The sequence below is a fragment of the Guopingia tenuis genome (genome assembly GCF_014384805.1).
Classification (GTDB): Bacteria; Bacillota; Clostridia; order Christensenellales; family Christensenellaceae; genus Guopingia; species Guopingia tenuis.
Genome location: NZ_JACRSS010000003.1, coordinates 198,932 through 221,879, shown reverse-complemented (window position 1 = coordinate 221,879; position 22,948 = coordinate 198,932). Strand labels below are relative to the sequence as shown.

Genomic DNA, 22,948 nt, shown 5'->3' with positions numbered 1-22,948 from the left:
GCGCAGAAATGCGTTTTTTCGGCCGAAAAGCAGAAATTTCAGGAGGAAATGAGATGCCGGCAGGAGAGGGCTGGAACCCCTGGCACGGCTGTCACAAGCTGAGTCCAGGCTGTCAAAACTGTTATATGCATCGCCGGGATGCCTCGGTGGGGCGGGACGGCGACCAGGTATATAAAACCACGGCCTTTGACCTGCCCATCCGCCGCCGGCGGGACGGCAGCTATCGCCTCCGGGGGCCGGGAGAGGTTTTCACCTGCGGAACCTCGGATTTCTTTTTGGAAGAGGCGGATGCGTGGCGGGCCGAGGCATGGAGCTTTATCCGGCAGCGCCGTGATCTGCGCTTTCTCATCATTACCAAGCGGATCGAGCGGTTCCGGGTCCAGCTTCCGGAGGACTGGGGAGCGGGATACGAAAACGTGCGCATTGGATGCACTGTGGAAAACCAGGATCGGGCGGATGCCCGCCTGCCGATTTTTCTGGAAATGCCCATCCGCCGCCGGGTTATCATTTGCGAACCGCTTTTGGAACCGGTCAATCTTTTGCCCTATCTGGATGAAAGGGTGGAGGAAGTGGTGGCGGGCGGCGAATCCGGGTATACGGCGCGCACCTGCCGCTATGAATGGATTTTGGGGCTGCATCGCCAATGCCTGGAGCGCCGCGTTTCCTTCTGGTTCAAACAGACGGGAACGCATTTTGTGAAGGATGGGCGCTGCTATACCATCGCCAAACGGCTGCAGCATGCGCAGGCCCGCAAGGCAGGGCTGAATTTTCAGGCGGAAAAGGAGGAAACGGACACATGGGAACCGTGAGCAAAAGCAGAATTGTTGTCCGCTATGCGGAGACGGATCAGATGGGGATTGCCCATCACGCCAACTATCCGGTCTGGTTTGAAGTGGCCCGGACGGATCTTATCAAGACCATTGGGATAACGTATACTGAACTGGAGGAGATGGGGGCGATGCTGCCCCTTGTGGCGCTGGAATGCCGCTATATCCGTCCGGCAAAATATGAGGATGCGCTGGTGGTGGAGGCGTTTTTGACGCATATCTCCGCTGCGAAAATGGTCATTGGCTATCGCGTGCTGCGGGAAGGGGAGGAACATCCCCTCTGCACGGGAAGCACTACCCACGCCATAGTGAACAGGGAACTGCGCCCCATGAATTTCAAGAGATTTGCCCCGGAGATTTTTGAAAAAATGCTGGCGGGCGTTGTGACGCCGCAATGATATTTCAGGAGACAAAAAAATGGGTTTTTGGGTTTTTATGCTATGCATGGCCCTGTTGACTCCGCTGCTTCTGCTGGTGTTTGGATGGGTTTTTCAGAAGCATCCGCCCCGGAGGATCAACGGATTGTATGGATACCGGACGGCCCGTTCCATGAAAAGCCAGGAACTCTGGGATTTTGCCCAGCGGCTTTGCGGAAAGCTGTGGTGGCGGCTGGGTTGGGGGCTTCTCCTCCTCTCGGCCGCTGTCATGCTGTTGCTGCTGGGGCGGGAGACGGCGGCGGTGGGCATTGGCGGGGCCGTGCTGCTGGGAGTACAGATTCTGGCGATGCTGGGTTCGATCGTCCCGGTGGAAAGGGCGCTGAAACACAAGGACCAAGGCTGACTGCACCGCACCGCAAAAACACATCCGGAGGGATGTGTTTTTTTGTTTTGGAGGATCTCATATAAATCCCAGGCTGGGCGCTGCAGACGCGCAGAAGAACAATGCCGGCGGCCTAAAAGCAAGGGGAAACAGGGGAAGGCAGCCGGCGGGCCCGGAGAATGGAACAAAATAATAGGCACAGTCTTCAAAAACCTGCGCACAGAGGTTCCGGTGGAGAGAATGCAAGATCGGCTTCCGGTTATTTGGCTGGGAAAACATCTTCCGCGAGAGGGGCTGTGGGCTCTCGGAATCCGGGCTGAGCGACGGAAAGCGGAGGGGGTGGAAGGGCTGATCCCTGCCGGAAAATTTTGCTAATGTGTGATAAAGAAGCATTAGAAGTGTAAAAAATTTTGCCGTTCCTATCCGGCACTTGGCCATTGTGTCGGATAGGTCGGGCGGTTATTCGGGCAAGTCAATCTTGCCGACAAAGCTGTAATAAATCTCAATGTCCTGCCTGCGGGTGCCGTTCTCGTCGTAACTGCACTCATGCACCACGATTTTCTCTACCATTTCCCGCAACAGGGTGGGGGTCAGTTCTTCAAAGGCAAGGTGCTTGCGGACAATGCCCATGAATTTCTCGGCGTTGACGGTGGCGGCCTGCGACTTGTCCAGTTCAGCTTGCAGGGCTGCGGCTCTCTTTTTCAGTTCAGCTTGCTCGGCTTCATAATCAGCCGACAGTTCCATGAAACGCTCGTCGCTGATTTTGCCGTTTACATTGTCCTCATACAGCCGCTTGATAATCCGGCTCACTTCGGCAATGCGTTCCTGTGCCTGTTCAAGCTGCTTGGTGGCTGCGGCGGTCTTTCGCTTGCCGCCGATCTCGTTCTGCTGGACAAGCAGTTTCACAAACCGGCTCTCATGCTTGGCTGCGTATTCGGTCACTTGCCGAAGATTTGCCAGGACACCGGCGGTCAACAGGTCGGTGCGGATAAAGTGCGCCGTACAGTCGCGGGTGCGCTTCTTGTAGCTGCCGCAGATGTAACAGTCCTGCTTGCGGTCTTTGTTCTGATACCGCTGCTGATACAGCACATGGCCGCAGTCGGCGCAGAATAAAATCCCAGAGAACAGCCCCACTTCATCATAGCGGTTCGGGCGTTTGCGCTGCTTGCGTAACTCCTGCACACGCTCCCATGTTTCCATGTCGATCAGCGGCTCATGGTGGTTCTCAAAAATGGCCTGCTTCTCAATGGGGTTCTCTACGCTGTGCTTGACCTTGTAAGAGGGCTTTTCCGTCTTGAAGTTTACCAGACAGCCGGTGTACTCCCGATTTTCAAGGATATGCACGACGGTGTTTGTCGCCCACTTGCACTCATAGCCGGGGTGGTAACGGCGGGTGCTGCCTGTCCGCTGATATTCCAGCGTCCCCGGCGTGGGGATTTGCTGCTCCGTCAGCATACGGGCAATCTTGGTCGGGCCGTTCCCGGCAAGGCAAAGCTGGTAAATCTGCTGTACCACCGGGGCGGCTTCCTCGTCTATGATGAAGTTTTCGTCCTCGTCCATCACATAGCCGTAAACCGGCTTGCTGGTAACGGGCTTGCCGCTCATGCCTTTTGACCTTTTTACTGCCTTGATTTTCTTGCTCGTATCTCTCACCAGCCATTCGTTGAACAGATTTCGCAGCGGGGTAAAATCGTTGTCCATGCCGCCGTTTGCGCTGTCCACATTATCGTTGACAGCGATAAAACGCACACCCTTTTGAGGGAACAGCATTTCCGTGTAAAACCCCACTTGCAGGTAGTTTCGCCCCAGCCTTGACATATCCTTGACGATAACGGTTCCCACTTTTCCGGCTTCAATGTCTGCAAGCATAGACTGAAAGCCCGGTCTTTGGAAATTTGCCCCGGAATAACCGTCGTCGGTGTACCAGCGCAGATTGGTAAAGCCGTTCTGTTTTGCGTAGGCTTCGAGTATCCTTTTTTGGTTCGATATGGAATTGCTCTCTCCTTGCAGTTCATCGTCTTTGGATAATCTCGGATAAAGGGCGGTAATCAGGTTTTGGGTGGCTTGTCTTAACATAAAATCCTCCGTTTCCGACAGCCAGCCCCACTATTCCGTATTTTTATCATACCACATGGGGCGGCTGTCTGTATAGCGGCAAAAGTGTAAAATCTGCTTCTTTATAGTTTATAAAAAAGAGCGTTCTTTTCATAGGGATTATCATGAAAAACGGTAATTGAAAATCCCTTTACTTCATGCTATAATACGAAAAGCGTTACCAGCGACGATAATGCGGGATTTTGTCTGCAATTCATTGAAGGAGGTACAGGCATGAAGTTTGAAAAAATTGATTGTGGCAACGGAATTGCGGTTGCCGTATCAAGTGACAGCATGATTATTACTGATGTCGATTCTGCGCTTGATTTGCTTATGTCTGCCAAATACGAAGCAGGCACAAAGTATATTGTCGTGGATAAAAAGAACATCATTGAAGATTTCTTCATTTTGAGCAGCGGCTTGGCGGGAGAAATTCTTCAAAAGTTTATCAATTACGGTGGAAAAATCGCTATATACGGGGATTTTTCACATTACACCAGCAAGCCGCTGAAAGACTTTATCTTTGAAAGCAATAAAGGGAAAGATGTGTTCTTTGTTGCAACAAAGGAAGAAGCAATTCAAAAAATAAGTCAAAGCATTTAGTGGATAAAATCCCCATATCGGATAGTTGTGTATTAACCCAACGCGAAAGCGGCCATGTCAAAGCATGGCCGCTTTTTCCATGCCCCCGGCTCATGCCGGATAAGTCGGCTTCTGTGTAGCAGCGGCTTCGGCTTGCAGCACTTTTTCCATTTTGTCGATGGCAGTTTCGGTGCTGTCCTGCTTGAAATAGCCGGACACCACAAGGACAGAGTTGCCCATGCGGATTTTCGTCACGCAGTCGGGGCGGCGGGGATTGGTTTTTGTGGTCTGTTCGTAATCTGCCATAGGCTACTCCTTTCACTCATTCATCAGATTTTTCAGCCGTTCCAGCTTGGCTTGTGCGGTTTCCCTGCGGAAGTTGCCGCCCGTAAAACGGACAGGGGCGCACATTTCCAGCAGCCGGTCATAGATACGGGCATAGGCGGTGTCGGTTGGGTTCTGGATTTGCTGCAAGGTCAGGTTGGTGGTGACGATCAGCGGCCTGCGGCTGCGGTATCGGCTGTCTATCACGCTGTAAACCTGTTCCAGCCCGTAGGCGGTGTCACGCTCCATGCCAAAATCATCAAGGATAAGCAGCGGATAGCGGCAAAGCCGGGAAATGTATTCGTTCCTGCCCTCGAAGCTGGCGGCAAGGTCATTGAGGATAGCGGCAAAGTTCGTCATGCGGACAGGGATTTTCTGCTCCATCAGGGCGTTTGCGATACAGCCCGCAAGGTAGCTTTTGCCGGTTCCCACACCGCCCCAAAAGAGATAACCGATGTTCTCGGCCTGCATGGTGTCCCAATGCTCCGCATAGAACCGGGCAACGGCGGTCTGGGGGTTCCTGCCGTTGTCGTTTTCAAAAGTCCAGTCCCGCATGGCGGTATCGGAAAATCCCCGGCGTTTCAAGTCCTCTACGGTGTCAAGGTGTCTGCGCTGCTGTTCGGCGGCTTCACGCTCAATCCGCTGCGCCCTCTGGCAGTCGCACTCTGCCGGGTGGCGGTCAAGCCCGAAAAGCGTCTTGCCCTCTGGGAAATAGGCTTCTTTGGGCTTGCGGCATTTTCCGCAGTACAGCAAACCGTCCTCGCCTGTGTAGTCGCCGCTGTCCGGCTCGGTATCCGGCAGCAGATTGATATTCTCGATTTTGTTCATAAACTTTCTCCCTCCTTGCAGGTGTAGTCCGGGACACCCTGTTTCGGGGCGTCCTTTTTGTCATTCTCTGCCCATATCCGCAGGGCGGCGGCATAGTTCTGGTAGGTTCTCCCGTTGGCGGCAAGGTAGCGGCTCATTTCCTCAATGAGCCGTTCCAGTCTGTCCGGGAACTCGGCTTTCAGTTCTGCATACTCGGCTTCGGTCAGAAAAACATTCTCATATCTGCCAAACGGTTTGTGCGGCTCTCCACTCACTCCCATTGTTTGGTTTTCTATCAGGTTGTTTATAGTAAGGTTGTTAGGGGTCGGTTTTCCGACCGTCATAAGGTCGCTTTTCCGACCATCAGTAGGTCGGTTTTCCGCACTTATGAGGGTCGCTTTTCCGACTGTCATAGGGTCGGAAATCCGAACTAATGGCGGCAGCTTCACATACAGGCGGTTGGCTGCGGAAAATCCCGCCCGTTTCCGTTCCAGAAGTCCGGCTGCGTCCAGTTCGTTCAAGGCGGCTTTGATGGCGGTCTGCCCCTTATCCAGCATTTCGGCAATCTCCGCTATGGGATAGACAATGAATGTCCTGCCCTGATCGTCCTGCCAGCCGTTCCGCTGTGACAGGGTGGTGCGGTCTAACAGCAGCGCATAGAGCAGCTTGGCGGTCTGGGAAATGTCCATTTTCAGCAGGAACCGGGGATATGGCAGGTAGGGCGGCAAGCCTGTGTCCAGCCCTACATAAATGGTTTCCTGCGTGTTGTCCGGCTTCATGGCTTCGCCCGCTTGGAGCGAAACGGCGGGCACTCGATGATCATAGCCCGGAAACTCTGCTTGCAGGTGCGGCGGCACTTGCGGCAAAGAGGATTGTAGGTGATACGGTTGCGCTCATTGAGGAAGAACGCCCATTCTTCCTTGCGCTTCTTGCTCATTCTCGGCATGGCGGCTCCTTTCTGCCGTTTCTATCGATGTAACCGGATAGGCGGCGTTTGGTGTATGATTTCGGTGTCATTTTCGGGGATTTTCCTCTCTGTATGCCCCTTGAAAAAGGCAGGTGGTATTGCGGATAGGGTCAGATATAGGGAACGCTTTTGTGCGGTTTCGGTATCATTTCGGGGTGGAGTTCAGTGGTCAATTTCCCATAGCAAAGGGGTGTCCAAAATGGAACCCCCTTTCCGGGTAGGGGTGGAACAAAACGGAACACCCTTACCGCTCCCAATCCCGACGCACCTCTTTTGTCCGTTCCTGCCGGAGCATGGCGGCAAGGTTGGATTTGACCTTTTGCAGCTCGGCGGCTCTGGCTTTCTGCTCCCGGTACTCGGTGTAAATCCCGTTTTTCTCGGAAATCAGGGCTTCATTTTCCGCTTGCAGCTTGGAAACGGCGGGCAGCTTCTTTAAGCCCTGTTGCCGAAAATACCGCACCGCCGCTTCATACAGCGTCAGGTCTGCATGAAACGCTTCCCGGTATCGTTCCGGCTTCTTGGCAGTTTTCAGCCCGTCATGGGCGGGCTTGGTTCTGCGGTAAACGCTGATCTGGTGCATGAGTTCCTTGTTGGCGGTGATTCTGGATTCCAGTTCTTTCAGCTTTTCTCCGGCGGCGTGCTGCCCGGAAATGGCGGCTTCCAAAGCTGTGTCCACTTCTTCGGGGCTGGCAAAACCATGCTCGGAAAGGAAATTCATGGTCTTTGCCATCTGTTTGAGGTTAAAGGTTTTTGCCCAACGCTCATAACCGATACCTTTTCCCTCGGCTCGCTTGGCGGCTATATCTACAAGCCGCTGCGGGCTGTCAGGGTTCGGGGTGATTTGGGCGGGTTTTGTCCGCTGTATGCCCTTAGTAAGCTGCGGCTGGTGTTCCTGTCTGTCCTGCATCTTTGCGGCTGCTCTATGGGCGTTCTGCTGGAAAACAGCAAGGACAGCGGCCTTGTCGAAGTCCGTCCCCAGCTTCCGGGCGGTGATGGGCTTTGTTCTGTCCGGCGTGAGATAGGACAGCCGCCCCCGGCTCTCCTTAACGGTCACGCCCTCCCGCAACAGGAGAGCGGAAAACTCGTCAAAGCTGGCGGCGGTGGCAAGGGCTTGGCGTATGGTCTGCCGCAAACGGCCTTTGTCGGTTTCAAACTTGGTCTGTCGGGGTGCGATACCCTCGGCAAGCAGCACAGCGTTTTCCTTGTCCAGCTTGGCTTGCCCCTTGCGCTTCGCCCAGTATTCACGCTCGGTCACTTTGTTTCGGCTGCCGTTCAAGAGGTCGATCTGGTAAAGCCCCTCCCGGTGGCACATCTCCATGACTTCGCTGCGGAAATACCGCATGGCGGCTGCGGTACAGCGGTGCTTGTTCCCGGCTCTGGTGTCGCTTGCCCTGTCCATGTAGGGCTTGCGCTCCACCTCGGCAATCCGCAGACTGTTGATGACAATATGCACATGGATATTGCCGCTATGGTTGTGCCCGTCCGGGTGGGTACAGACAAGGGCTTGGTGTCCGGGAAAATGCTCTTTGCAGTAGGCCAGCCCCAACGCCTGCGCCCGGTCTACGGTCAGGCCATTGTCGGCTGCGTCCCGTGGGTCAAAGCTGATGATATAGTGGTGGCTCTTGATGTCCTCCCGTTTGCTGTTCTTGCCGTACCGCAGATTTGCCCGGATACATGACAGGGCAAAATCTTCCTCCCCGCAGTTCAGCGTGTCCAGCCGGTAGTCCTGCCGGGGAATGAGCCGCCCGGCTTCATCAAGGGTGGGTTTCATGGTAAACTCGTCATGCTCAAAGGTGAGATAGGCTTCGGCGGCTCCGTAGTCGGCATTTTTAGAGCTGATATGCTTGATCGTTGCCATAGGCTTCACCTATCACTTTCAGCACCTCGAATTTGAGGGCGGCAAGGTCGGAAACAGCGGCTCTCACCTCACTGGACAGGGCGTTGTAGGGTGCGCCGTATTCGTTGAGATACCGGGCGATCTGGTTCAGGTTGCTGCCGATTTTCCCGTACTGCGCCACAAGGGAAGATATGGCGGTGAGCATTTCTTCGCTGTGGGCAGTCACCCGGATAACAGGAGAAATCCGGCTGTAAAAAACGGCTTGCCGGATATACTCGGACTGGCTCATGGAGAGGGCGGCGCATTTGTCCTCAAAGGCTCTGCGCTCGTCCTCGGTCAGACGGGTCTTGACAACACATTTCCGCTTGGGGGTGTTGTAGGTTTTGTGTGGCATGGTGGCTCAACTCCTTTCAAACTGCAACGGACAATTTTTATCTAAAACACAAGTATTGGGGCAAGTTTTTTCAGCGGCGCAAGCCGCAAAAGGCGGGTTTGGGGTGGCAACCCCAACAAGTATCTGACCGGGGGACAAATGAGCGAAAAGCGAAATTTGGTACACTGGTCGATACTTGCTCTCCGTGACTGCAAACTTTCTCTCACTTCCGTCCGCCACTTTTTTGGAAAACTGCAACCACAAAAGTTTGTTTCTCTTTTTCTGCTACTACTAATCCTGTAAAGGGCATTCCTGCCCGCTTTCGCTAAAATGACACCGGACGCAGTGGTTTCTACCCGGTGTTGGAGAAATCCTTTCTCTTTGCCCTCTACTACGGGTAAATGCTCCAAATGCCAAACACCAGGGCAGAAAAATTCCCTCCTCGCTTACTACTACAACCGGCAGGGGGCAAAATGGCCGGGAGCGGAGCCGGACAACAAAAAAAGCAGTAAATCTTTTTCAAGACTTACTGCTTTCGCTGGCCGCGTCGGTGGCGGCTGGTATTCAGTTTTTATGACTTGTCCGGTGGTTCGTCAAGCCGGAACTTGAATTGACAGTCAATTAACCGCTGCTTTACATAGTCCTCCACCTCGGCGTTGACCTGCCCGTTCACTTTTGAGAAATAGCGGATATATCCGGCGTAGTGGAGCAGGACAGCGTTCACGGCTTCTGGGTCGCCCTCACGGGCTTTGAGGATTGTTTCATAGGGGAGAAGTCTACTCATACCGGCTCACCCCCATTTCTTCGCGTAGCCGCTGCAAGGCAAGCTGGATATGCCGCCCCGCTGTGCTGCGTGACCGGCCAATACACGCGCCGATCACGCGCTGCGGCTGGCGCAGAAAGTAATAGCGCAGGATTTCTTCCCGCGTCTGCTCCGGCAAAACAGAGATCGCGTCGGCAAGGGCGGCGTTGCAGAGCAGGACGGTCTGACCGCAGACGGTAAATGGGTATTCCTCGTCCGGCTCCGACGCGGCAAACTGGACAAACTTCTCGTTCATCAGATAGTCAAGGGAAACTTGCCGTTCCCATTGCCGTTTAAGCTTCAAAATCTTGTCCAAGGCGGCACAGCGGATAACAGTCTTGCAAAAGGCGTTGTACCTGCGCTGGATATATTCTTGATAGGCTATCTGGTCGGTCATGGAAATTCCCCTTTCTGAATAATAGTGCGGGGCGGTGGCACTTCTTGCTGTCGCCCCTTGATTGCCTACCAGCAAAGGCGGGCGGGGCTGTCAACGGCTGCGCATATGCGCCGTTCATCTTGACCGTTGACTGGCTCGGCTGGGTTTGCTATTTACCCGACAAACTTGAATTTATTTTAAGCTATCACGTTTTACCTTCTTAAGCCTTACTATCATTACCATAGGAATTTCTTTGTTGGTTTTAAAACATTCTTCATAAAATCCATCAATGACAAATCCAGCTCTAAAACAAAGGTTAAAAATATCTTGTATGGAACGATGATAATAAATCTGCTCTTTCGGTTGCCCTTCAATCGCTATATCATAGTAACTGTGCGGTGTCATATATTTTTCAGTCAACGTGACAAAACAAGGGTGTTGCGTTGCAAAGACAAAAATTCCGCTTTCCTGCAACAGTTCATAAACAGCCATAAGAAGTGGTTCAATATCCGTAATATCCATAATTGCCATATTAGAAACTGCTTTCGTAAAGGCTCGATTTCTTTTTAATTCTAATATACTTTTTCTATCGGTCGCATCCGCCACACAAAATTCAATTTGTTTTGCATATTGTGATTGCCGTCTTTTAGCCAATTCTATCATTTTTTTGCTGTAATCAAAAGCGACAACCGAAGCGCCTCTTTGTGCAAGATACGAAGAATAATTTCCATTGCCACACGCAATATCCAAAATGTAATCCGCAGGATTAGGAGATAGAAGTTCCGTTACTTTGGGACGCACTACCTCTCTGTGAAATTCATTAGATTCGTCACCCATTGCATTATCCCAAAATTGTGCGTTCTCCTCCCAGATTTTTTTACTTTCCTCTGTTCCCATGTTCTCTCCCACTCCCCAAATTTGCTTTTTTGCTTCCATTAAATCTTCCTTACTATATTCCATTGTTACCCTCCATAACTTCTGATTGTTGCCGTCTTGACGATTATGTATCTTTACATTACCTTCTGAAACATATGGCGCACCTTGTCCAGGCGGCTGTTTGGACGGCGGGGCTGGATGACCGGCTGACCGACAGCGGCCTGATATCCTTTCAGCTCTGTAAGGCATACGCTCCGCCCGTTGGTGTAAAAGGCCAGATCAGTACGGTATGCCTGTATACAGCGGGCGGGAATCTCGCCAGTAAAGACAACTTCATCCTTTTTTACCTGGGCCGTTTCGATGGTGGCACAGTATTTCGGTGCATCATGATAAGCCCTGGAAAGGTATTCCTGGGGCGCATAGAGGATGAAGGAGAGATAAGGTTCCAGCAGCTGCGTCCCCGATTCCTTCAATGCCTGTTCCAATACAATCGGGGCCAATGAGCGGAAGTCCGCCGGCGTGCTGACCGGACTGTAATAAAGCCCGTATTCAAAGCAAATCTTACAGTCCGTTACGTTCCAGCCGAACAAGCCCTGCTCCAGCCCGTAACGGATACCATCCCTGACAGCGTTTTGAAAACTCTGGTTCAAGTATCCCAGCGAAACCCGGCTCTCGTATTGTACACCGGAGCCAAGCGAGAGTGGTGTAACAGACAGTCCTATGGATGCCCAAAACGGGTTGGGCGGCACCTCGATATGGATGGTGTGGCTGGCTGCTTTGAGCGGCCGCTCCATATAAATGACGGAGGGTTCCTTTACCACTGTTTCAAGCTTGTATTTTTCCGACAGCAAAGCGGAAACAACCTCCAACTGCACCCGGCCCAAAAAAGAAAGAATGATCTCATGGGTGATGGAATCCACTTCGCAACGCAAAAGCGGGTCAGTATCCGCAAGTTGCGTAAGAGCGTCCAGCAGCCGTTCTCTTTGCGCTGCCGTTTTCGGCGCAATCGTCGTCCGCAGCATGGGGAGGGGGTCCTCGCGCCACCTTTTACGAGGGAGCCGGGTTTGGTCCCCTAATACATCGTTTAACCTCACGCTGTCGCTGGGAAGGATAACAATTTCACCCTGATAAGCGGTGTCTGTCCGAACAATTTCCCCTTTGGATGGAATACGCATCTCTGTGATTTTCAGCTTTTCTCTCCCGGCCAGGGCCACCGTATCCCGCAGGCGCAGCGTTCCGCTGTATAACCGTAGATAGACACGCCGCTGGCCGCAATCGGTGTACTCAACCTTGAAAACGCTGCCGCATAGGGCGGCGCCCCCCTGTTCCCCAATCGGTTGGAACAGCCCTGTCACCGCATCCATCAACGGTTGAATGCCAAGGCCATTTTTGGCGCTGCCATGATAGACTGGGAACAGGGAGGCGTCTTGAACCCGCTGCTGTTCCTCCCGCGCAAGTTTTTCCCGGCTGATTGGTTCTCCTGCGATATACTTTTCCAATAATTCATCGTTATTTTCGATGACCGCATCCCATGCTTCTATGTCGGTATTTTCCTCCAGGACTATTTCCGGGGACAGCGACACCGTCTGCTTGATGATAATATCGGCGGAGAGCTTATCCCGAACAGACTGAACCACGCTCTGCAAATCAACGCCAGCCTGGTCGATCTTGTTGATAAAGATAACGGTGGGAATGTTCATTTTCCGCAGGGCATGGAACAGAATACGGGTCTGGGCCTGCACGCCATCTTTAGCGGAGATCACCAAGATGGCCCCATCTAAAACAGCCAAAGAGCGGTACACCTCCGCCAAAAAATCCATGTGGCCGGGCGTATCCACAATGTTAACTTTACATCTGTGCCACTGGAAGGAAGTGACTGCCGCTTGAATGGTAATCCCACGCTGCCGCTCCAAAAACATGGTGTCCGTCCTCGTTGTCCCTTTTTCGACGCTCCCCGGTTCTGAAATGGCTCCGCTGGCATATAGCAGGCTCTCCGTCAAGGTCGTCTTTCCAGCGTCTACATGGGCAAGAATTCCAATATTGATTATTTTCATGTGATTGTCCTCCCTTTACAGCCCCAAAGGGCATAAAAATCCCCAGCAGTAAAATACTTTTACCACTGGGGATTATAAGTTGCGGACATACACATATACAGCATACACCTGTTTGTGATTGCTGTTTTTGGGGATATGTCAAAATTGATAAGGCAAAAGTATTCTTAAATTGGGTACAAAAAACTAAGCCCCTACAAAAGGAGCTATCATAATCCTTTGTTCCCACTATTTGATTATAGTTTTATTTAAGAATACCTTGCCGCATATTTTTTACTCCTTTTCTGGATTAAATCATTGTATCACATCAGTTTTAGGAAAGCAAGTACCTAAAAGAAATTTTTCTTCCCCTTATATGTAACAATCATACCGGCTTCCTAGCGTTCAGAATGTTTTCTGCTGTCTGCTGTGGTGTTTGGTTGGAATTGTCCAACCAAAAGCCGATCCGTGGTGTTGTCTGCATTTTACTAAATACAAATTCAATGTATACAGAAAGATATAAGGAGTGGGAGGGATTCCGCCGTAGTTGGCATTGTAGGAAAATCCAAAAGTTTAGATTTTCCCACAATGCTTATCTTTTGGTCTTTGGTTCGGAATAGTGTAGTGCTGGCGGTCTATCTCTTGTTTTCGGTTGCTTGCTTCCTTACCGTACATGAGCATTTATTCACGGCAGATAACAGAAACTTTCCGGCACAGCCGATCCGTGCGCCCCGGTTATTCCGGCTCCTCTGGCGGCTTCTCCGCCAGATCGGCGAGGGTAATGGAATAGAAAAAGTCATGCACAAGGGTGTCAAAACGCGTCCACATGGGCAGGGTTTTGCATGTTTCCTTTCGGGGGCAGGGCTCGGCTGCGGCTTCCAGACAGGCCACCGGCGCCAGCGTGCCCTCCGTCAGCTCCAAAATTTCTCCAACGGTATATTCCTCCGCCCGGCGCGTCAGGCGGTATCCGCCGCCTTTCCCACGCAACCCCTTGAGCAGCTTTTTCTGAACCAGAATTTTCAGAATGCTTTCCAGATATTTTTTGGATATCCCCTGGCGGGCGGCGATTGCATCCAGAGGGATGAAGGCTTCGGGAGCCTGTTCCGCCAGATCGATCATCACCCGCAGGGCGTATCTTCCCTTCGTTGAAATCATATGTATATCTCCTATTCTATAAACCTATTATACCGCGGGGTAATAGGTTTTTTCAAGATGCGGAAAAATTTTTCCACAAAAAACCTATAAACCTATTGACAAGATAGGTTTATGGGCATATGATATTCCCATAAGGTTAAAAGACCAGAATGTGAGGAGGCGAAGAAAATGACCGCGAGAAACATTGCCCTTTGGAATTCCATGATGTGTTGCTGCCGAATGCGTTTCTCCCGGGCATATTCCATGGCCAGGCGCTTTTGCCTGTTTTCGGCCGCGCCTGTAATATGCGCCTGAACAATGCGCATGCGCCGTCTGCCCGGGAGCTTTGGAGAAGCCCCGGTTTTTTTATTGGAAAAATGGAAAGAATATGAGAAAAGAGAGGAAAGAGAAATGAGCAATTATAAATTTGAAACCCTGCAGCTGCACGTTGGACAGGAAGAGGCAGATCCGGCAACCGACGCCCGGGCGGTCCCCATCTATCAGACGACCTCCTATGTATTTAAAAATTCCGCTCATGCAGCGGCCCGTTTTGGATTGGCCGATGCGGGGAATATTTATGGCCGCCTAACGAACTCGACGCAGGACGTCCTGGAAAAGAGGCTGGCGGCGCTGGAAGGCGGCTCGGCGGCGCTGGCGCTGGCCTCCGGGGCGGCTGCCATCACTTATACCATCGAGGCGCTGGCGGCAGACGGCGGCCACATCGTCTCTCAAAAGACGATTTACGGCGGGAGCTATAACCTGCTGGCCCATACGCTTCCCCACTATGGCATTACGGCTACCTTCGTGGACGCCCATAATCTGGCGGAGGTAGAGGGCGCGATTCAAGAGAACACCCGGGCCATCTATTTGGAAACCCTGGGCAATCCCAACAGCGATATCCCGGATATCGACGCAATCGCTGCCATTGCTCACCGCCACGGCCTGCCTCTCGTTATCGACAACACCTTTGGAACGCCCTATCTCATCCGGCCAATTGAACATGGCGCAGATATCGTGGTGCATTCGGCGACCAAATTCATCGGCGGCCATGGAACGACGCTGGGCGGGATTATCGTGGATTCCGGAAGGTTCGACTGGAAAGCCAGCGGGAGATATCCGGCCATTGCCGAGCCCAATCCCAGCTATCACGGCGTTTCCTTTGCTGATGCGGCAGGCCCGGCGGCCTTTGTCACCTATATCCGCGCCATTCTGCTCCGGGATACCGGCGCGGCAATCTCCCCCTTTCATGCGTTCCTGCTGCTGCAGGGCGTGGAGACGCTGTCTCTCCGGCTGGACCGCCATGCGGAGAACACAAAAAAGGTAGTGGAATACCTGCGCGAGCATCCGCTGGTGGAAAAGGTGAACCATCCATCTCTGCCGGAGCACCCCGACCACGCGCTCTATCAGAAATATTTTCCCAACGGCGGCGCATCCATCTTCACCTTTGAAATCAAGGGCGGTCAGACAGAGGCCCATGCGTTTATCGATCATCTGAAAATCTTCTCTCTGCTGGCCAATGTGGCGGATGTGAAGAGCCTGGTCATCCATCCGGCCACGACGACGCATTCCCAGCTGACCGGAGAGGAGCTGGCGGCGCAGGGGATCCGGCCCAACACCATCCGCCTCTCCATCGGAACCGAGCATATCGACGACATCCTGGCGGATCTGGATCTGGGATTTGCCGCCGTCCAAAATCTTTTGAAATAACAGGAGGAAATCATTATGGCACGCATTTACACTTCGGCTGACCAGTTAATAGGAAACACGCCCCTTTTGGAGCTTACGCATATCGAAAGGGAACGGGGTTTAAAGGCCCGGATTCTGGCGAAGCTGGAATATTTCAATCCCGCAGGATCCGTCAAGGACCGCATCGCCAGGGCGATGATCGATGCGGCGGAGGCATCGGGCCGGCTGCGCCCGGGCAGCGTTATCATCGAGCCGACTTCGGGCAACACCGGCATTGGCCTGGCGGCGGTGGCGGCCGCAAAGGGATACCGTATTCTCATCGTCATGCCGGAAACCATGTCGGTGGAACGGCGCCAGCTGATGAAGGCCTATGGGGCCGAACTGGTGCTGACAGACGGCGCAAAAGGGATGAAGGGGGCCATTGAAAAGGCCGGGGAACTGGCGAAGGGGATTCCGGGCAGTTTTGTTCCGGGGCAGTTTGTCAATCCGGCCAATCCCAAGGCGCATTTTGAACACACCGGCCCGGAGATCTATGCGGATACCGACGGCAAGGTGGATATCTTTGTGGCGGGCGTAGGCACCGGGGGCACCATTACGGGCGTTGGAGAATACCTGAAATCCAAAAATCCCGCGGTGAAAATCGTCGCGGTGGAGCCGGCGGATTCCCCCGTGCTTTCCGGGGGTGCGGCGGGCCCGCATAAGATTCAGGGCATTGGCGCGGGGTTTGTGCCCGACGTGCTGGATACAAAAGTCTATGACGAGATCCTCACTGTGACCAACCAGGACGCCTTTGCCGCCGGAAAGGAAATCGGGCGCAGAGAGGGCGTGCTGGTGGGGATTTCTTCGGGCGCAGCCGTGCATGCCGCCATCCAGTTGGCGAACCGGGAAGAAAATGCGGGAAAGACCATTGTCGTCCTGCTGCCGGATACCGGCGACCGTTATCTGTCCACGTCGCTCTTTGCAGATTAAAACCGCATTCTTTCTCTCTGAAAAGCAGAAACGTCTGCCCTTTCCCCTTTCTTCGCTGCGCGGCAAAAAATGCTGGACGCGGCGGGGAAAGGGGTCTATAATAAGGGCGGAAAGAGTGGGGCCGGAATAGATAGGAGCAAACATGGAATTAAAAGAAATCGCAGAAAAGATGCAGGAGGTTGCCCGGGGCGCCGGGCGGCTGATTACCGAGGCGAAACACCCGGAGGTCTTTGTAAAGGAGGGACACGCCAACTTTGTCACCAGCATGGACCTGGCTTCCCAAAAGTATATTATTGAAGGGCTTGCCGGCCTGCTTCCCGGGGCGAATTTCTTTGCCGAGGAGAGCGAGCAGAATCGCTTGAAGCCCGGATACAACTGGATTATCGATCCTATCGACGGCACCACAAACTATATGCTGGGATATAAGCATTCCTGCATTTCCATCGGTCTGGTACAGGATGGCCGGGGCGTTGCAGGCGTGGTCTATAATCCCTATCTGGAGGAAATGTATGTGGGGATCGAGAATCAGGGCGCTTTTCTGAACGGACAGCCCATTCATGCCGCCAATCGCGGGATGGAGGACGCCGTCATCCTCTTTGGCACGGCTACCTATTACCAGGAGCTGGCAGATCTGACCTTTGCCGCGGCCAAGGCTGTGTTTGACCGCTGCGCGGATGTGCGCCGGTCGGGATCGGCGGCCCTGGATATCTGCTATACGGCCTGCGGCAAATGCGACGCCTATTTTGAGATCCGCATTCAGCCCTGGGATTATGCGGCGGCATCGGTGGTCGCCCGGGAAGCGGGCTGTGCTGTCACCGGCCTGCAGGGCAGTGACATCCGCTATGACAACCCGGTGGGTGTGCTCACCGGCAATCCCGCTATATGCAGGGAGATTTATAGAATTGTAGATGAGCAGGCAGCGCGCCTGAAAGGAGAGAGAAAATGATCCGGCATATCGTGATGTGGAAATTCAAAGAGGGAGAAGAAGAGAACATGATGCGTTTTCGGGAGCGCCTGCTGGCGCTGGGAAAGGAGCTTCCGGAGGTGCGTTCCATGGAAGTGGGGATCAACATCCGCCCCTCGGAGCGCAGCTACGACGCAGTGTTGGTGAGCGAATTTGCCTCCATGGAGGATCTGGCCAGCTATCAGCAAAACCCCCGGCATCTGGAGATTTCCGCCTTCTGCAAATCCATCCGCACGGCCAGCGCGGCGGTGGATTATGAGGTTTAGACAGATAGGAAAAGGCTGCGCCGGAGGCGATAAAAAATTTATGGGAATTACAGCGGCAGAGTATTAGGATACTGCCGCATTTTTTTGTAAAAAAATGGGAAAATCTATTCATAATGTGGTATAATAAACCAAAATTGATGGGATTTCTCATGATTTTGTCGTTGGACGTGCAGACGGAGGGATGAGATGCGGCCGTTTTGCGCCTGTACGCAAAAAAGTGAAGCGTTTTGTTTGAAAAAGGAGGAAAAATGGCCTATTATATCGGTTTGTTTTCGCCGGATACATATGATGCATTCGGAAAATCTGCGCGGAATATTTCGGGATTTCGGAACCGGCAAAAGGGAACGGCTGCTTCTGTTAAAATAGGAGATAAGCTTATCTGCTATATGACGAAGCTTTCCCGTTGGGTGGGGATACTTGAAGTGACGAGCGAATTTTTTGTGGATAATACACCCATATTTGTTCCTGCAAAAGATCCGTTTGAGGTGCGCTTTCAGGTAAAGCCGCTCTGTTGGCTGGAACCGGAAAATGCTATCCCGATTGGCGAAAGTAAAATCTGGGAACATTTGTCTTTTACAAAAAATCTGGCGCCGGGAAGCTCCGGATGGACGGGGATGGTGCGGGCGAGCCTGCGGGAGCTGAAAGATGCAGATGGCCGGTACTTGGAAAAGGTCCTTATGGAGCAGAAAGAAATCCTGAAGCGATATGCGCTTACAGAACAGGATGAGAAAAAATTGAGGCTCTCCGTTGTAAAAACCCAGGACAGCCAGGTCGCCGTTACGATTCCGGAGAACGAGTCTTCGGTGGGGACGGGAAGGCAACAAAAGGCGGAACAGAGAGAGTCCATCAGAATACAGGCGCTGCTGGCAATGATCGGTGAGCGCATGCGGTTTGATATCTGGCTGCCCAAAGCGGACCGGCAGAGAGTTTTGGAGATATGGAAGCCAGCGGAGCAAAGCCTTTTGGAGCAGCTTCCGATGAATTATAATGAAGCTACACTGAGCACGATTGAAAATATTGACGTGCTCTGGATCCATAGGCGGTCGATCAAGCGCGCTTTTGAAGTGGAACACACGACCTCAATTTATTCGGGGATCTTGAGAATGGCAGATCTCATGGCGTTGCAGCCGGATCTCAATATCAAGGCGCATATTGTGGCACCGGCGGAACGAAAAGCAAAAGTGTTAATGGAGATTTCCAGGCCAGTTTTTGCCTTTCTGGAAAATGGGCCTTTGGCGGAGTCCTGTACCTATCTTTCCTATGACGCGGTGAAAGAATTATCTGAGGAAAACCGGCTGCAGTATATGAGCGACAGGGTAATTGAAGAATACGAAGAATATGCGGGAGAAGCAGACATCTGATCCGGAGCTGTTCTGAAGCCCTTTCAAGAGAAAAACGAGTAAAAAAAGGCCGCCCGGTTACCTAGGCGGCCTTTTTAGGATATGTTACAGCTGCATGCAGATAGCGGCTGTGATAAAATCTAAGGAGTCTGTCTCCAGCTTGCCCAAATGCCATCCGGATTACGCGGGTCGTAAATATCCGGAGCAGGCAGAGAAACTGATTTTGTATAGAAAGAAGCAATTCATTTGCAGTAATAAATTATAAACTTTGCAAGAGTCCGTGCGTCTCAAAAGCCCAAAGACTGTGAATAGACGATGGGAATGGAATCCGGGCAACGGAAGGGCCGATGTTTTTTTGGAACAAAAAAGCAAAACAGACTTTGCTCCGATGGGGCAACCGATCAAAAATAAACTTTTGTTTTATAAATCACATGTGCCCGCAAGACGTGCATCCATAAAAAAGTGGTAGGCAAGCAAAGATTTTTTGAAGAAAACGCAGCCGGATTTTTTGCGAAAAAGGGGCGACAATAGGACAAACAGCCCCCCAAACATACCGGGGACATTGGTACTGCGTTATTTTTGGCTATAATGTGAATTGATCTGCCAAATTTAAACTTCTTGCTTGCAACAAATTATGCCAAAGGCACATACCCACAAGAAGGTGGCAGCAACAACAAACTGCCGCGGTGGCGGGTACAACCGAACAGGTAAATTGAGCGAGTTTTCTCGCGGAATAAGGACAGCAACAGAGCGTATGCAAAAGCCCCGTTTTTAGCGGGGCTTTCAAGGACAGCGCAGTTTGCTGTGGCGTGGTGCCGAAGACCGGGATCGAACCGGTACGAAGTTTAACCCTCGCAGGATTTTAAGTCCTGTGCGTCTGCCAGTTCCGCCACTTCGGCTTGGATTTTAGCTCTGTTTCTATGTAGTTACCACGAATTATTATAACGACAGGAAGTGAAAAAGTCAAGGATCTCCCCGCATTTCCGCTGCTTTACTGGATATAAAAAAGCCCGCCCCAAAGGGCGGGCTGGAAAGGCTCAGCAGCAGCCCGAAACCCGGCGGATGCAGTCTGCCGAAATCTGCGGGGGCAGGCTCATGGTCATGGCACCGCTGTATTCCACGAGGATGCGTTCTCCCGCCCGAAAACGGCAGGCGTTGGCCGCAAAGACGACGACATCCTGGCCGGTGGAGCAGTCCTGAACCAATAAGCTGCAGTTGTTGTAGATCTCTATTACCATTGCATACATTGTCATAAAAGCATGCCCTCCATTCTTCTGATACAATACAGACTATGATATATAGAAGAAAAAGGTGCAGCGGGGAGGGGATCTCCAGAAATATTTTCTCCATGGTTACAATTCCTGTTTATTGGAAAGAATAGTTGGGAGACGGACAGGAATCCTCATCAGGGAAAGGTGAGAGATCGTAAAAAAATTGTTAACTCGAGAGAAACGCGAAAATATCCTTGAAAAACACGGAAAAATGTATTATCATGATATGTGTACGGCCTTGGGAATACTTTTCCATGCGGTTGGCGGGAAAATGTTGGCAGAAAATGTGCCGGAAAAGGACAAGCACAGGCCGGAATCGCTAAAGAAGGTATAGGAGATACATATGGGTTGGTTTGATTATAACGATGTGGGAATAGATTTGGGCACAGCCAGTGTCCTGGTATATGTAAAGGGCAAGGGGATCGTCATGCGCGAACCTTCGGTTGTGGCCGTGGAGCGGCAGAGCGGGAAAATGATGGCTATTGGCGAAGAGGCGCGGATCATGCTGGGCCGGACGCCGGGCAACATTGTGGCAGTGCGCCCCCTGCGGGATGGCGTTATCTCGAATTTCCACGACACCGAGCGGATGCTGCGCTATTTCCTGCGCAAGGTCATCGGGCGCAAGTTGTTTTTCAAGCCCCGGGTCGTTGTCTGCGTGCCCAGCGGCGTAACCGAAGTGGAAAAACGTTCGGTTATTGAGGCAACAGAGGAGGCCGGAGCACGCAACACCTGCCTCATCGAAGAGCCGATTGCGGCGGCCATCGGCGCTGGCATCGATATCGGCGAGCCTGTCGGCCATATGGTTCTGGACATCGGCGGCGGCACGACGGATATTGCCGTGATTTCTCTTGGCGGAGCGGTTCTCAGCGATTCCATCAAGATTGCAGGCGACAAGTTTGACGAAGCTATGGTGCGCTATGTCAAAAAGAAATATAATATGCTTATCGGTGAGCGGACGGCAGAAGAAGTAAAAATCAATATCGGTTCGGCATTCCCGCGGCGGGAAGAAGCCTATATGGAAATCACCGGCCGGAACCTGATTTCTGGTCTGCCCAAGACCATCACCCTGAGCTCCAACGAGACCATTGAGGCTTTCCAGGAGCCCTTAAACAGCATCATGGAAACGGTTCATGGCGTGCTGGAACGGACGCCTCCGGAGCTGGCTTCGGATATCGCGGAAAACGGCATCTGCATGACAGGCGGCGGTGCGCTGCTCTATGGCCTGGAACGGCTTCTGACCGAGCGGTGCAAGATTCCCTGCTATGTGGCAGAGGACGCCATCTCCTGCGTGGCTATCGGAACCGGAAAGGCGTTGGAGATCGAAAACCTGGATCAGTTCAGCCAGTATTCCATCTATGATTATAAGCGCGGCAATTACTACGATAACTACTAAGCCGCAGACGAGGAAACAAAAGGCCGCAGGCATCTGCGGCCTTATTTTTGTGGAACGGCATGAACCAAAGGCCAATGAAAGACGGCGGCGAAGTGAGAAGCCCCGTTTGGCGGAAAACGGCGCGCCGGAAAGCCCTCTGCGAAAAAACAGAAAATCGACCGCTGCTTATGACAGGCCCTTTTGGAAAATACAGTGAAAAAATAAATCCCCTAGACGGGGAAGCGAAAACGGCAAAAGCAAAGCCGCCAATATAGCCGGAGCGCGCATACAAAGGCTGGGGAAACAACAGCGCTCCCTTATAGGGGAAACGGATGACAAATCTTTAAAAAACGAAAAAACCGCGCTTTCTGTTACGAACGGAGGGGATACAGGAAGGAGAGAAGGAAAGGTTTTTTTGTGAAAAACAGTACACAATAATGGATTTGGGACGTTGATACGTCCGGCTTGCCGGCGCATTCCCCATTTCTTTTCCCGATGCGGCGGATAATCCGGCCGGATTCCGGAATGTGTACATTTATCGTTATACCTTGCGGGCCGAAACCAGAAGCATCAGGGGGCGGCGCATCTCATCCCGCATGCCGGGAAGATCCAGCATCTCCTTCGGCGGCTGGGGCTCGACAACATGTTGAAGAATAAAACCGATTTCCAAAAGCGTGTTCAGATAGGTCGTCAGCGTCCGATGGTATTTTGTGACCTGCTCCCCCAAAAAGACGGCGTCCCGCTTCCCTTCATAATAATAACGGTCCACGGGAAAATGAAGGATGCTGCCGTCGGCGCCGTAATACCAGTCCTGGGACCCATATGCCGTGAAAACAGGATGCTCCACCGAGAACACGAAACTGCCCCCTTTTTTCAGCCATTGAAAGATGTTTGCCGCCATGCCCTGGAAATCCTTCACATAGTGAAAGGCCAGAGAGCTCAGGATCACATCAAAAGAGCCGGGCGGGAATGCCGCGTCCTCCATGGCGATGCAGCGGTATTCGATATGGAAATCCGCATTTTTGCGGCGCGCTGACTCCAGCATTTTGTGGGAAATATCCGTTCCCAGCACATATTGGGCGCCTTGTTCGGCGGCATATTTACAGTGCCAGCCATAGCCGCATCCCAGATCCAGAACCCGCTTCCCCCGGAAGTCCGGAAGGAGCTTTTTCAGCTCTGGCCATTCGCCGGCGCCCGCCAGTCCCTGCTGGGAACGCATCATTTCTGCGTATTTTTGAAAAAAGGATTCGTCATCGTATCGGTTTTCTTTCATTTTATATTCCTTTGATGAG

Annotated in this window: 24 protein-coding genes, 1 tRNA gene and 1 pseudogene; 10 read left to right on the top strand and 16 right to left on the bottom strand. The window is 52.4% G+C overall.

The genetic code is table 11. The features are described 5' to 3' along the window. Positions 1-53 precede the first annotated feature (53 nt). The 3 genes from H8693_RS07670 to H8693_RS07660 are packed head-to-tail and all read left to right on the top strand — an operon-like array spanning position 54 to position 1,607. Complete coding sequence (locus H8693_RS07670) at positions 54-809, top strand: DUF5131 family protein (RefSeq protein WP_249280484.1); 756 nt, start codon at positions 54-56, stop codon at positions 807-809. Then, positions 797-1,225 (top strand): acyl-CoA thioesterase, encoded by a 429-nt coding sequence (locus tag H8693_RS07665; RefSeq protein ID WP_178619914.1) that lies wholly within the window; start codon positions 797-799, stop codon positions 1,223-1,225. Before H8693_RS07670 ends, H8693_RS07665 begins: the two co-directional genes overlap by 13 nt. 19 nt (positions 1,226-1,244) lie before the next feature. Further along, the gene (locus H8693_RS07660; RefSeq protein WP_249280483.1) at positions 1,245-1,607 is read left to right on the top strand and encodes an SdpI family protein; all 363 of its coding nucleotides are present in this window, start codon (positions 1,245-1,247) and stop codon (positions 1,605-1,607) included. 327 nt (positions 1,608-1,934) lie between these two features. On the opposite strand, the pseudogene H8693_RS10815 reads toward H8693_RS07660, so the two are convergent. Together H8693_RS10815 and H8693_RS07655 are read right to left on the bottom strand one after the other, a co-directional pair. Further along, positions 1,935-2,024: pseudogene (locus tag H8693_RS10815) on the bottom strand (Maff2 family mobile element protein); the annotation flags it as partial. Positions 2,025-2,045: 21 nt separating this feature from the next. Next, complete coding sequence (locus H8693_RS07655; protein ID WP_118101863.1) at positions 2,046-3,662, bottom strand: recombinase family protein; 1,617 nt, start codon at positions 3,660-3,662, stop codon at positions 2,046-2,048. Between the two features lie 252 nt (positions 3,663-3,914). Between H8693_RS07655 and H8693_RS07650 the strand changes: the two genes are divergently transcribed. Beyond that, positions 3,915-4,283: a DUF4180 domain-containing protein gene (locus H8693_RS07650; protein WP_087988644.1), complete on the top strand. Its 369-nt coding sequence runs from the start codon at positions 3,915-3,917 to the stop codon at positions 4,281-4,283. A 90-nt stretch (positions 4,284-4,373) separates the two neighbouring features. Here the strand turns inward: H8693_RS07650 and H8693_RS07645 are convergent, their stop codons facing one another. The 11 genes from H8693_RS07645 to H8693_RS07595 form a co-directional block, all read right to left on the bottom strand. After that, a complete protein-coding gene (locus H8693_RS07645) occupies positions 4,374-4,568 on the bottom strand; it encodes a transposon-encoded TnpW family protein (RefSeq protein ID WP_087988643.1) in 195 nt (64 codons plus the stop codon). Between the two features lie 12 nt (positions 4,569-4,580). Then, positions 4,581-5,414 carry an ATP-binding protein gene (locus H8693_RS07640; RefSeq protein ID WP_087988642.1) on the bottom strand — a complete coding sequence of 278 codons (834 nt, stop codon included), beginning with the start codon at positions 5,412-5,414 and terminating at the stop codon, positions 4,581-4,583. After that, complete coding sequence (locus tag H8693_RS07635) at positions 5,411-6,172, bottom strand: replication initiator protein A (protein ID WP_087988641.1); 762 nt, start codon at positions 6,170-6,172, stop codon at positions 5,411-5,413. The genes H8693_RS07640 and H8693_RS07635 overlap by 4 nt, the downstream gene beginning before the upstream one ends. Beyond that, positions 6,169-6,330 (bottom strand): hypothetical protein, encoded by a 162-nt coding sequence (locus H8693_RS07630; protein ID WP_195494817.1) that lies wholly within the window; start codon positions 6,328-6,330, stop codon positions 6,169-6,171. The genes H8693_RS07635 and H8693_RS07630 overlap by 4 nt, the downstream gene beginning before the upstream one ends. Before the next feature lie 274 nt (positions 6,331-6,604). Beyond that, entirely contained in the window at positions 6,605-8,218 is a 1,614-nt protein-coding gene (locus H8693_RS07625; RefSeq protein WP_136890944.1) for a relaxase/mobilization nuclease domain-containing protein, read from the bottom strand. Further along, entirely contained in the window at positions 8,190-8,591 is a 402-nt protein-coding gene (locus H8693_RS07620; RefSeq protein WP_008980720.1) for a plasmid mobilization protein, read from the bottom strand. The genes H8693_RS07625 and H8693_RS07620 overlap by 29 nt, the downstream gene beginning before the upstream one ends. A gap of 550 nt (positions 8,592-9,141) precedes the next feature. Next, entirely contained in the window at positions 9,142-9,354 is a 213-nt protein-coding gene (locus tag H8693_RS07615; RefSeq protein ID WP_002586615.1) for a helix-turn-helix domain-containing protein, read from the bottom strand. Next, positions 9,347-9,769 carry a sigma-70 RNA polymerase sigma factor region 4 domain-containing protein gene (locus H8693_RS07610; protein WP_002586616.1) on the bottom strand — a complete coding sequence of 141 codons (423 nt, stop codon included), beginning with the start codon at positions 9,767-9,769 and terminating at the stop codon, positions 9,347-9,349. The genes H8693_RS07615 and H8693_RS07610 overlap by 8 nt, the downstream gene beginning before the upstream one ends. A 171-nt stretch (positions 9,770-9,940) precedes the next feature. Beyond that, complete coding sequence (locus tag H8693_RS07605) at positions 9,941-10,708, bottom strand: class I SAM-dependent methyltransferase (protein WP_002586626.1); 768 nt, start codon at positions 10,706-10,708, stop codon at positions 9,941-9,943. 50 nt (positions 10,709-10,758) lie between these two features. Further along, complete coding sequence (gene tet(W), locus H8693_RS07600) at positions 10,759-12,678, bottom strand: tetracycline resistance ribosomal protection protein Tet(W) (protein WP_002586627.1); 1,920 nt, start codon at positions 12,676-12,678, stop codon at positions 10,759-10,761. Positions 12,679-13,389: 711 nt separating this feature from the next. Then, entirely contained in the window at positions 13,390-13,809 is a 420-nt protein-coding gene (locus H8693_RS07595) for an RrF2 family transcriptional regulator (RefSeq protein ID WP_249280482.1), read from the bottom strand. A gap of 390 nt (positions 13,810-14,199) precedes the next feature. Between H8693_RS07595 and H8693_RS07590 the strand changes: the two genes are divergently transcribed. The 5 genes from H8693_RS07590 (at position 14,200) to H8693_RS07570 (ending at position 19,034) form a co-directional block, all read left to right on the top strand. After that, the gene (locus tag H8693_RS07590; RefSeq protein WP_249280481.1) at positions 14,200-15,495 is read left to right on the top strand and encodes an O-acetylhomoserine aminocarboxypropyltransferase/cysteine synthase family protein; all 1,296 of its coding nucleotides are present in this window, start codon (positions 14,200-14,202) and stop codon (positions 15,493-15,495) included. 15 nt (positions 15,496-15,510) lie between these two features. Beyond that, positions 15,511-16,443, top strand: coding sequence for a cysteine synthase A (gene cysK, locus H8693_RS07585; protein WP_249280480.1), 933 nt, complete (start codon positions 15,511-15,513; stop codon positions 16,441-16,443). 142 nt (positions 16,444-16,585) lie between these two features. Continuing rightward, positions 16,586-17,389 carry an inositol monophosphatase family protein gene (locus tag H8693_RS07580; RefSeq protein WP_249280479.1) on the top strand — a complete coding sequence of 268 codons (804 nt, stop codon included), beginning with the start codon at positions 16,586-16,588 and terminating at the stop codon, positions 17,387-17,389. After that, positions 17,386-17,673 (top strand): Dabb family protein, encoded by a 288-nt coding sequence (locus H8693_RS07575; protein ID WP_178621605.1) that lies wholly within the window; start codon positions 17,386-17,388, stop codon positions 17,671-17,673. The genes H8693_RS07580 and H8693_RS07575 overlap by 4 nt, the downstream gene beginning before the upstream one ends. A gap of 248 nt (positions 17,674-17,921) precedes the next feature. Further along, the gene (locus tag H8693_RS07570) at positions 17,922-19,034 is read left to right on the top strand and encodes an EVE domain-containing protein (RefSeq protein WP_178621607.1); all 1,113 of its coding nucleotides are present in this window, start codon (positions 17,922-17,924) and stop codon (positions 19,032-19,034) included. Between the two features lie 789 nt (positions 19,035-19,823). Here H8693_RS07570 and H8693_RS07565 read toward each other — a convergent pair. Next, positions 19,824-19,912 (bottom strand) — tRNA-Leu (locus H8693_RS07565). Positions 19,913-20,050: 138 nt separating this feature from the next. Beyond that, entirely contained in the window at positions 20,051-20,266 is a 216-nt protein-coding gene (locus H8693_RS07560; protein ID WP_178619207.1) for a hypothetical protein, read from the bottom strand. Between the two features lie 361 nt (positions 20,267-20,627). On the opposite strand from H8693_RS07560, the gene mreB reads away from it, so the two are divergent. Beyond that, positions 20,628-21,677: a rod shape-determining protein gene (gene mreB, locus H8693_RS07555; protein ID WP_178619209.1), complete on the top strand. Its 1,050-nt coding sequence runs from the start codon at positions 20,628-20,630 to the stop codon at positions 21,675-21,677. 520 nt (positions 21,678-22,197) lie between these two features. Here mreB and H8693_RS07550 read toward each other — a convergent pair. Continuing rightward, positions 22,198-22,929, bottom strand: a complete 732-nt coding sequence (locus H8693_RS07550; RefSeq protein WP_249280478.1) for a class I SAM-dependent methyltransferase — start codon at positions 22,927-22,929, stop codon at positions 22,198-22,200. Between the last annotated feature and the right edge of the window lie 19 nt (positions 22,930-22,948).

Excerpts from the sequence above, each read along its gene's own strand:
- H8693_RS07650 (WP_087988644.1), top strand. The coding sequence starts at position 3,915 with ATGAAGTTTGAAAAAATTGATTGTGGCAACGGAATTGCGGTTGCCGTA.
- H8693_RS07575 (WP_178621605.1), top strand. The coding sequence starts at position 17,386 with ATGATCCGGCATATCGTGATGTGGAAATTCAAAGAGGGAGAAGAAGAG.
- H8693_RS07625 (WP_136890944.1), bottom strand. The coding sequence starts at position 8,218 with ATGGCAACGATCAAGCATATCAGCTCTAAAAATGCCGACTACGGAGCC.
- H8693_RS07590 (WP_249280481.1), top strand. The coding sequence starts at position 14,200 with ATGAGCAATTATAAATTTGAAACCCTGCAGCTGCACGTTGGACAGGAA.
- H8693_RS07615 (WP_002586615.1), bottom strand. The coding sequence starts at position 9,354 with ATGAGTAGACTTCTCCCCTATGAAACAATCCTCAAAGCCCGTGAGGGC.
- H8693_RS07570 (WP_178621607.1), top strand. The coding sequence starts at position 17,922 with ATGGCCTATTATATCGGTTTGTTTTCGCCGGATACATATGATGCATTC.
- H8693_RS07595 (WP_249280482.1), bottom strand. The coding sequence starts at position 13,809 with ATGATTTCAACGAAGGGAAGATACGCCCTGCGGGTGATGATCGATCTG.
- H8693_RS07630 (WP_195494817.1), bottom strand. The coding sequence starts at position 6,330 with ATGAGCAAGAAGCGCAAGGAAGAATGGGCGTTCTTCCTCAATGAGCGC.
- H8693_RS07620 (WP_008980720.1), bottom strand. The coding sequence starts at position 8,591 with ATGCCACACAAAACCTACAACACCCCCAAGCGGAAATGTGTTGTCAAG.
- H8693_RS07580 (WP_249280479.1), top strand. The coding sequence starts at position 16,586 with ATGGAATTAAAAGAAATCGCAGAAAAGATGCAGGAGGTTGCCCGGGGC.
- H8693_RS07660 (WP_249280483.1), top strand. The coding sequence starts at position 1,245 with ATGGGTTTTTGGGTTTTTATGCTATGCATGGCCCTGTTGACTCCGCTG.
- H8693_RS07605 (WP_002586626.1), bottom strand. The coding sequence starts at position 10,708 with ATGGAATATAGTAAGGAAGATTTAATGGAAGCAAAAAAGCAAATTTGG.
- H8693_RS07560 (WP_178619207.1), bottom strand. The coding sequence starts at position 20,266 with ATGACAATGTATGCAATGGTAATAGAGATCTACAACAACTGCAGCTTA.
- H8693_RS07640 (WP_087988642.1), bottom strand. The coding sequence starts at position 5,414 with ATGAACAAAATCGAGAATATCAATCTGCTGCCGGATACCGAGCCGGAC.
- H8693_RS07610 (WP_002586616.1), bottom strand. The coding sequence starts at position 9,769 with ATGACCGACCAGATAGCCTATCAAGAATATATCCAGCGCAGGTACAAC.
- H8693_RS07655 (WP_118101863.1), bottom strand. The coding sequence starts at position 3,662 with ATGTTAAGACAAGCCACCCAAAACCTGATTACCGCCCTTTATCCGAGA.
- mreB (WP_178619209.1), top strand. The coding sequence starts at position 20,628 with ATGGGTTGGTTTGATTATAACGATGTGGGAATAGATTTGGGCACAGCC.
- H8693_RS07645 (WP_087988643.1), bottom strand. The coding sequence starts at position 4,568 with ATGGCAGATTACGAACAGACCACAAAAACCAATCCCCGCCGCCCCGAC.
- cysK (WP_249280480.1), top strand. The coding sequence starts at position 15,511 with ATGGCACGCATTTACACTTCGGCTGACCAGTTAATAGGAAACACGCCC.
- H8693_RS07665 (WP_178619914.1), top strand. The coding sequence starts at position 797 with ATGGGAACCGTGAGCAAAAGCAGAATTGTTGTCCGCTATGCGGAGACG.
- H8693_RS07670 (WP_249280484.1), top strand. The coding sequence starts at position 54 with ATGCCGGCAGGAGAGGGCTGGAACCCCTGGCACGGCTGTCACAAGCTG.
- H8693_RS07635 (WP_087988641.1), bottom strand. The coding sequence starts at position 6,172 with ATGAAGCCGGACAACACGCAGGAAACCATTTATGTAGGGCTGGACACA.
- H8693_RS07550 (WP_249280478.1), bottom strand. The coding sequence starts at position 22,929 with ATGAAAGAAAACCGATACGATGACGAATCCTTTTTTCAAAAATACGCA.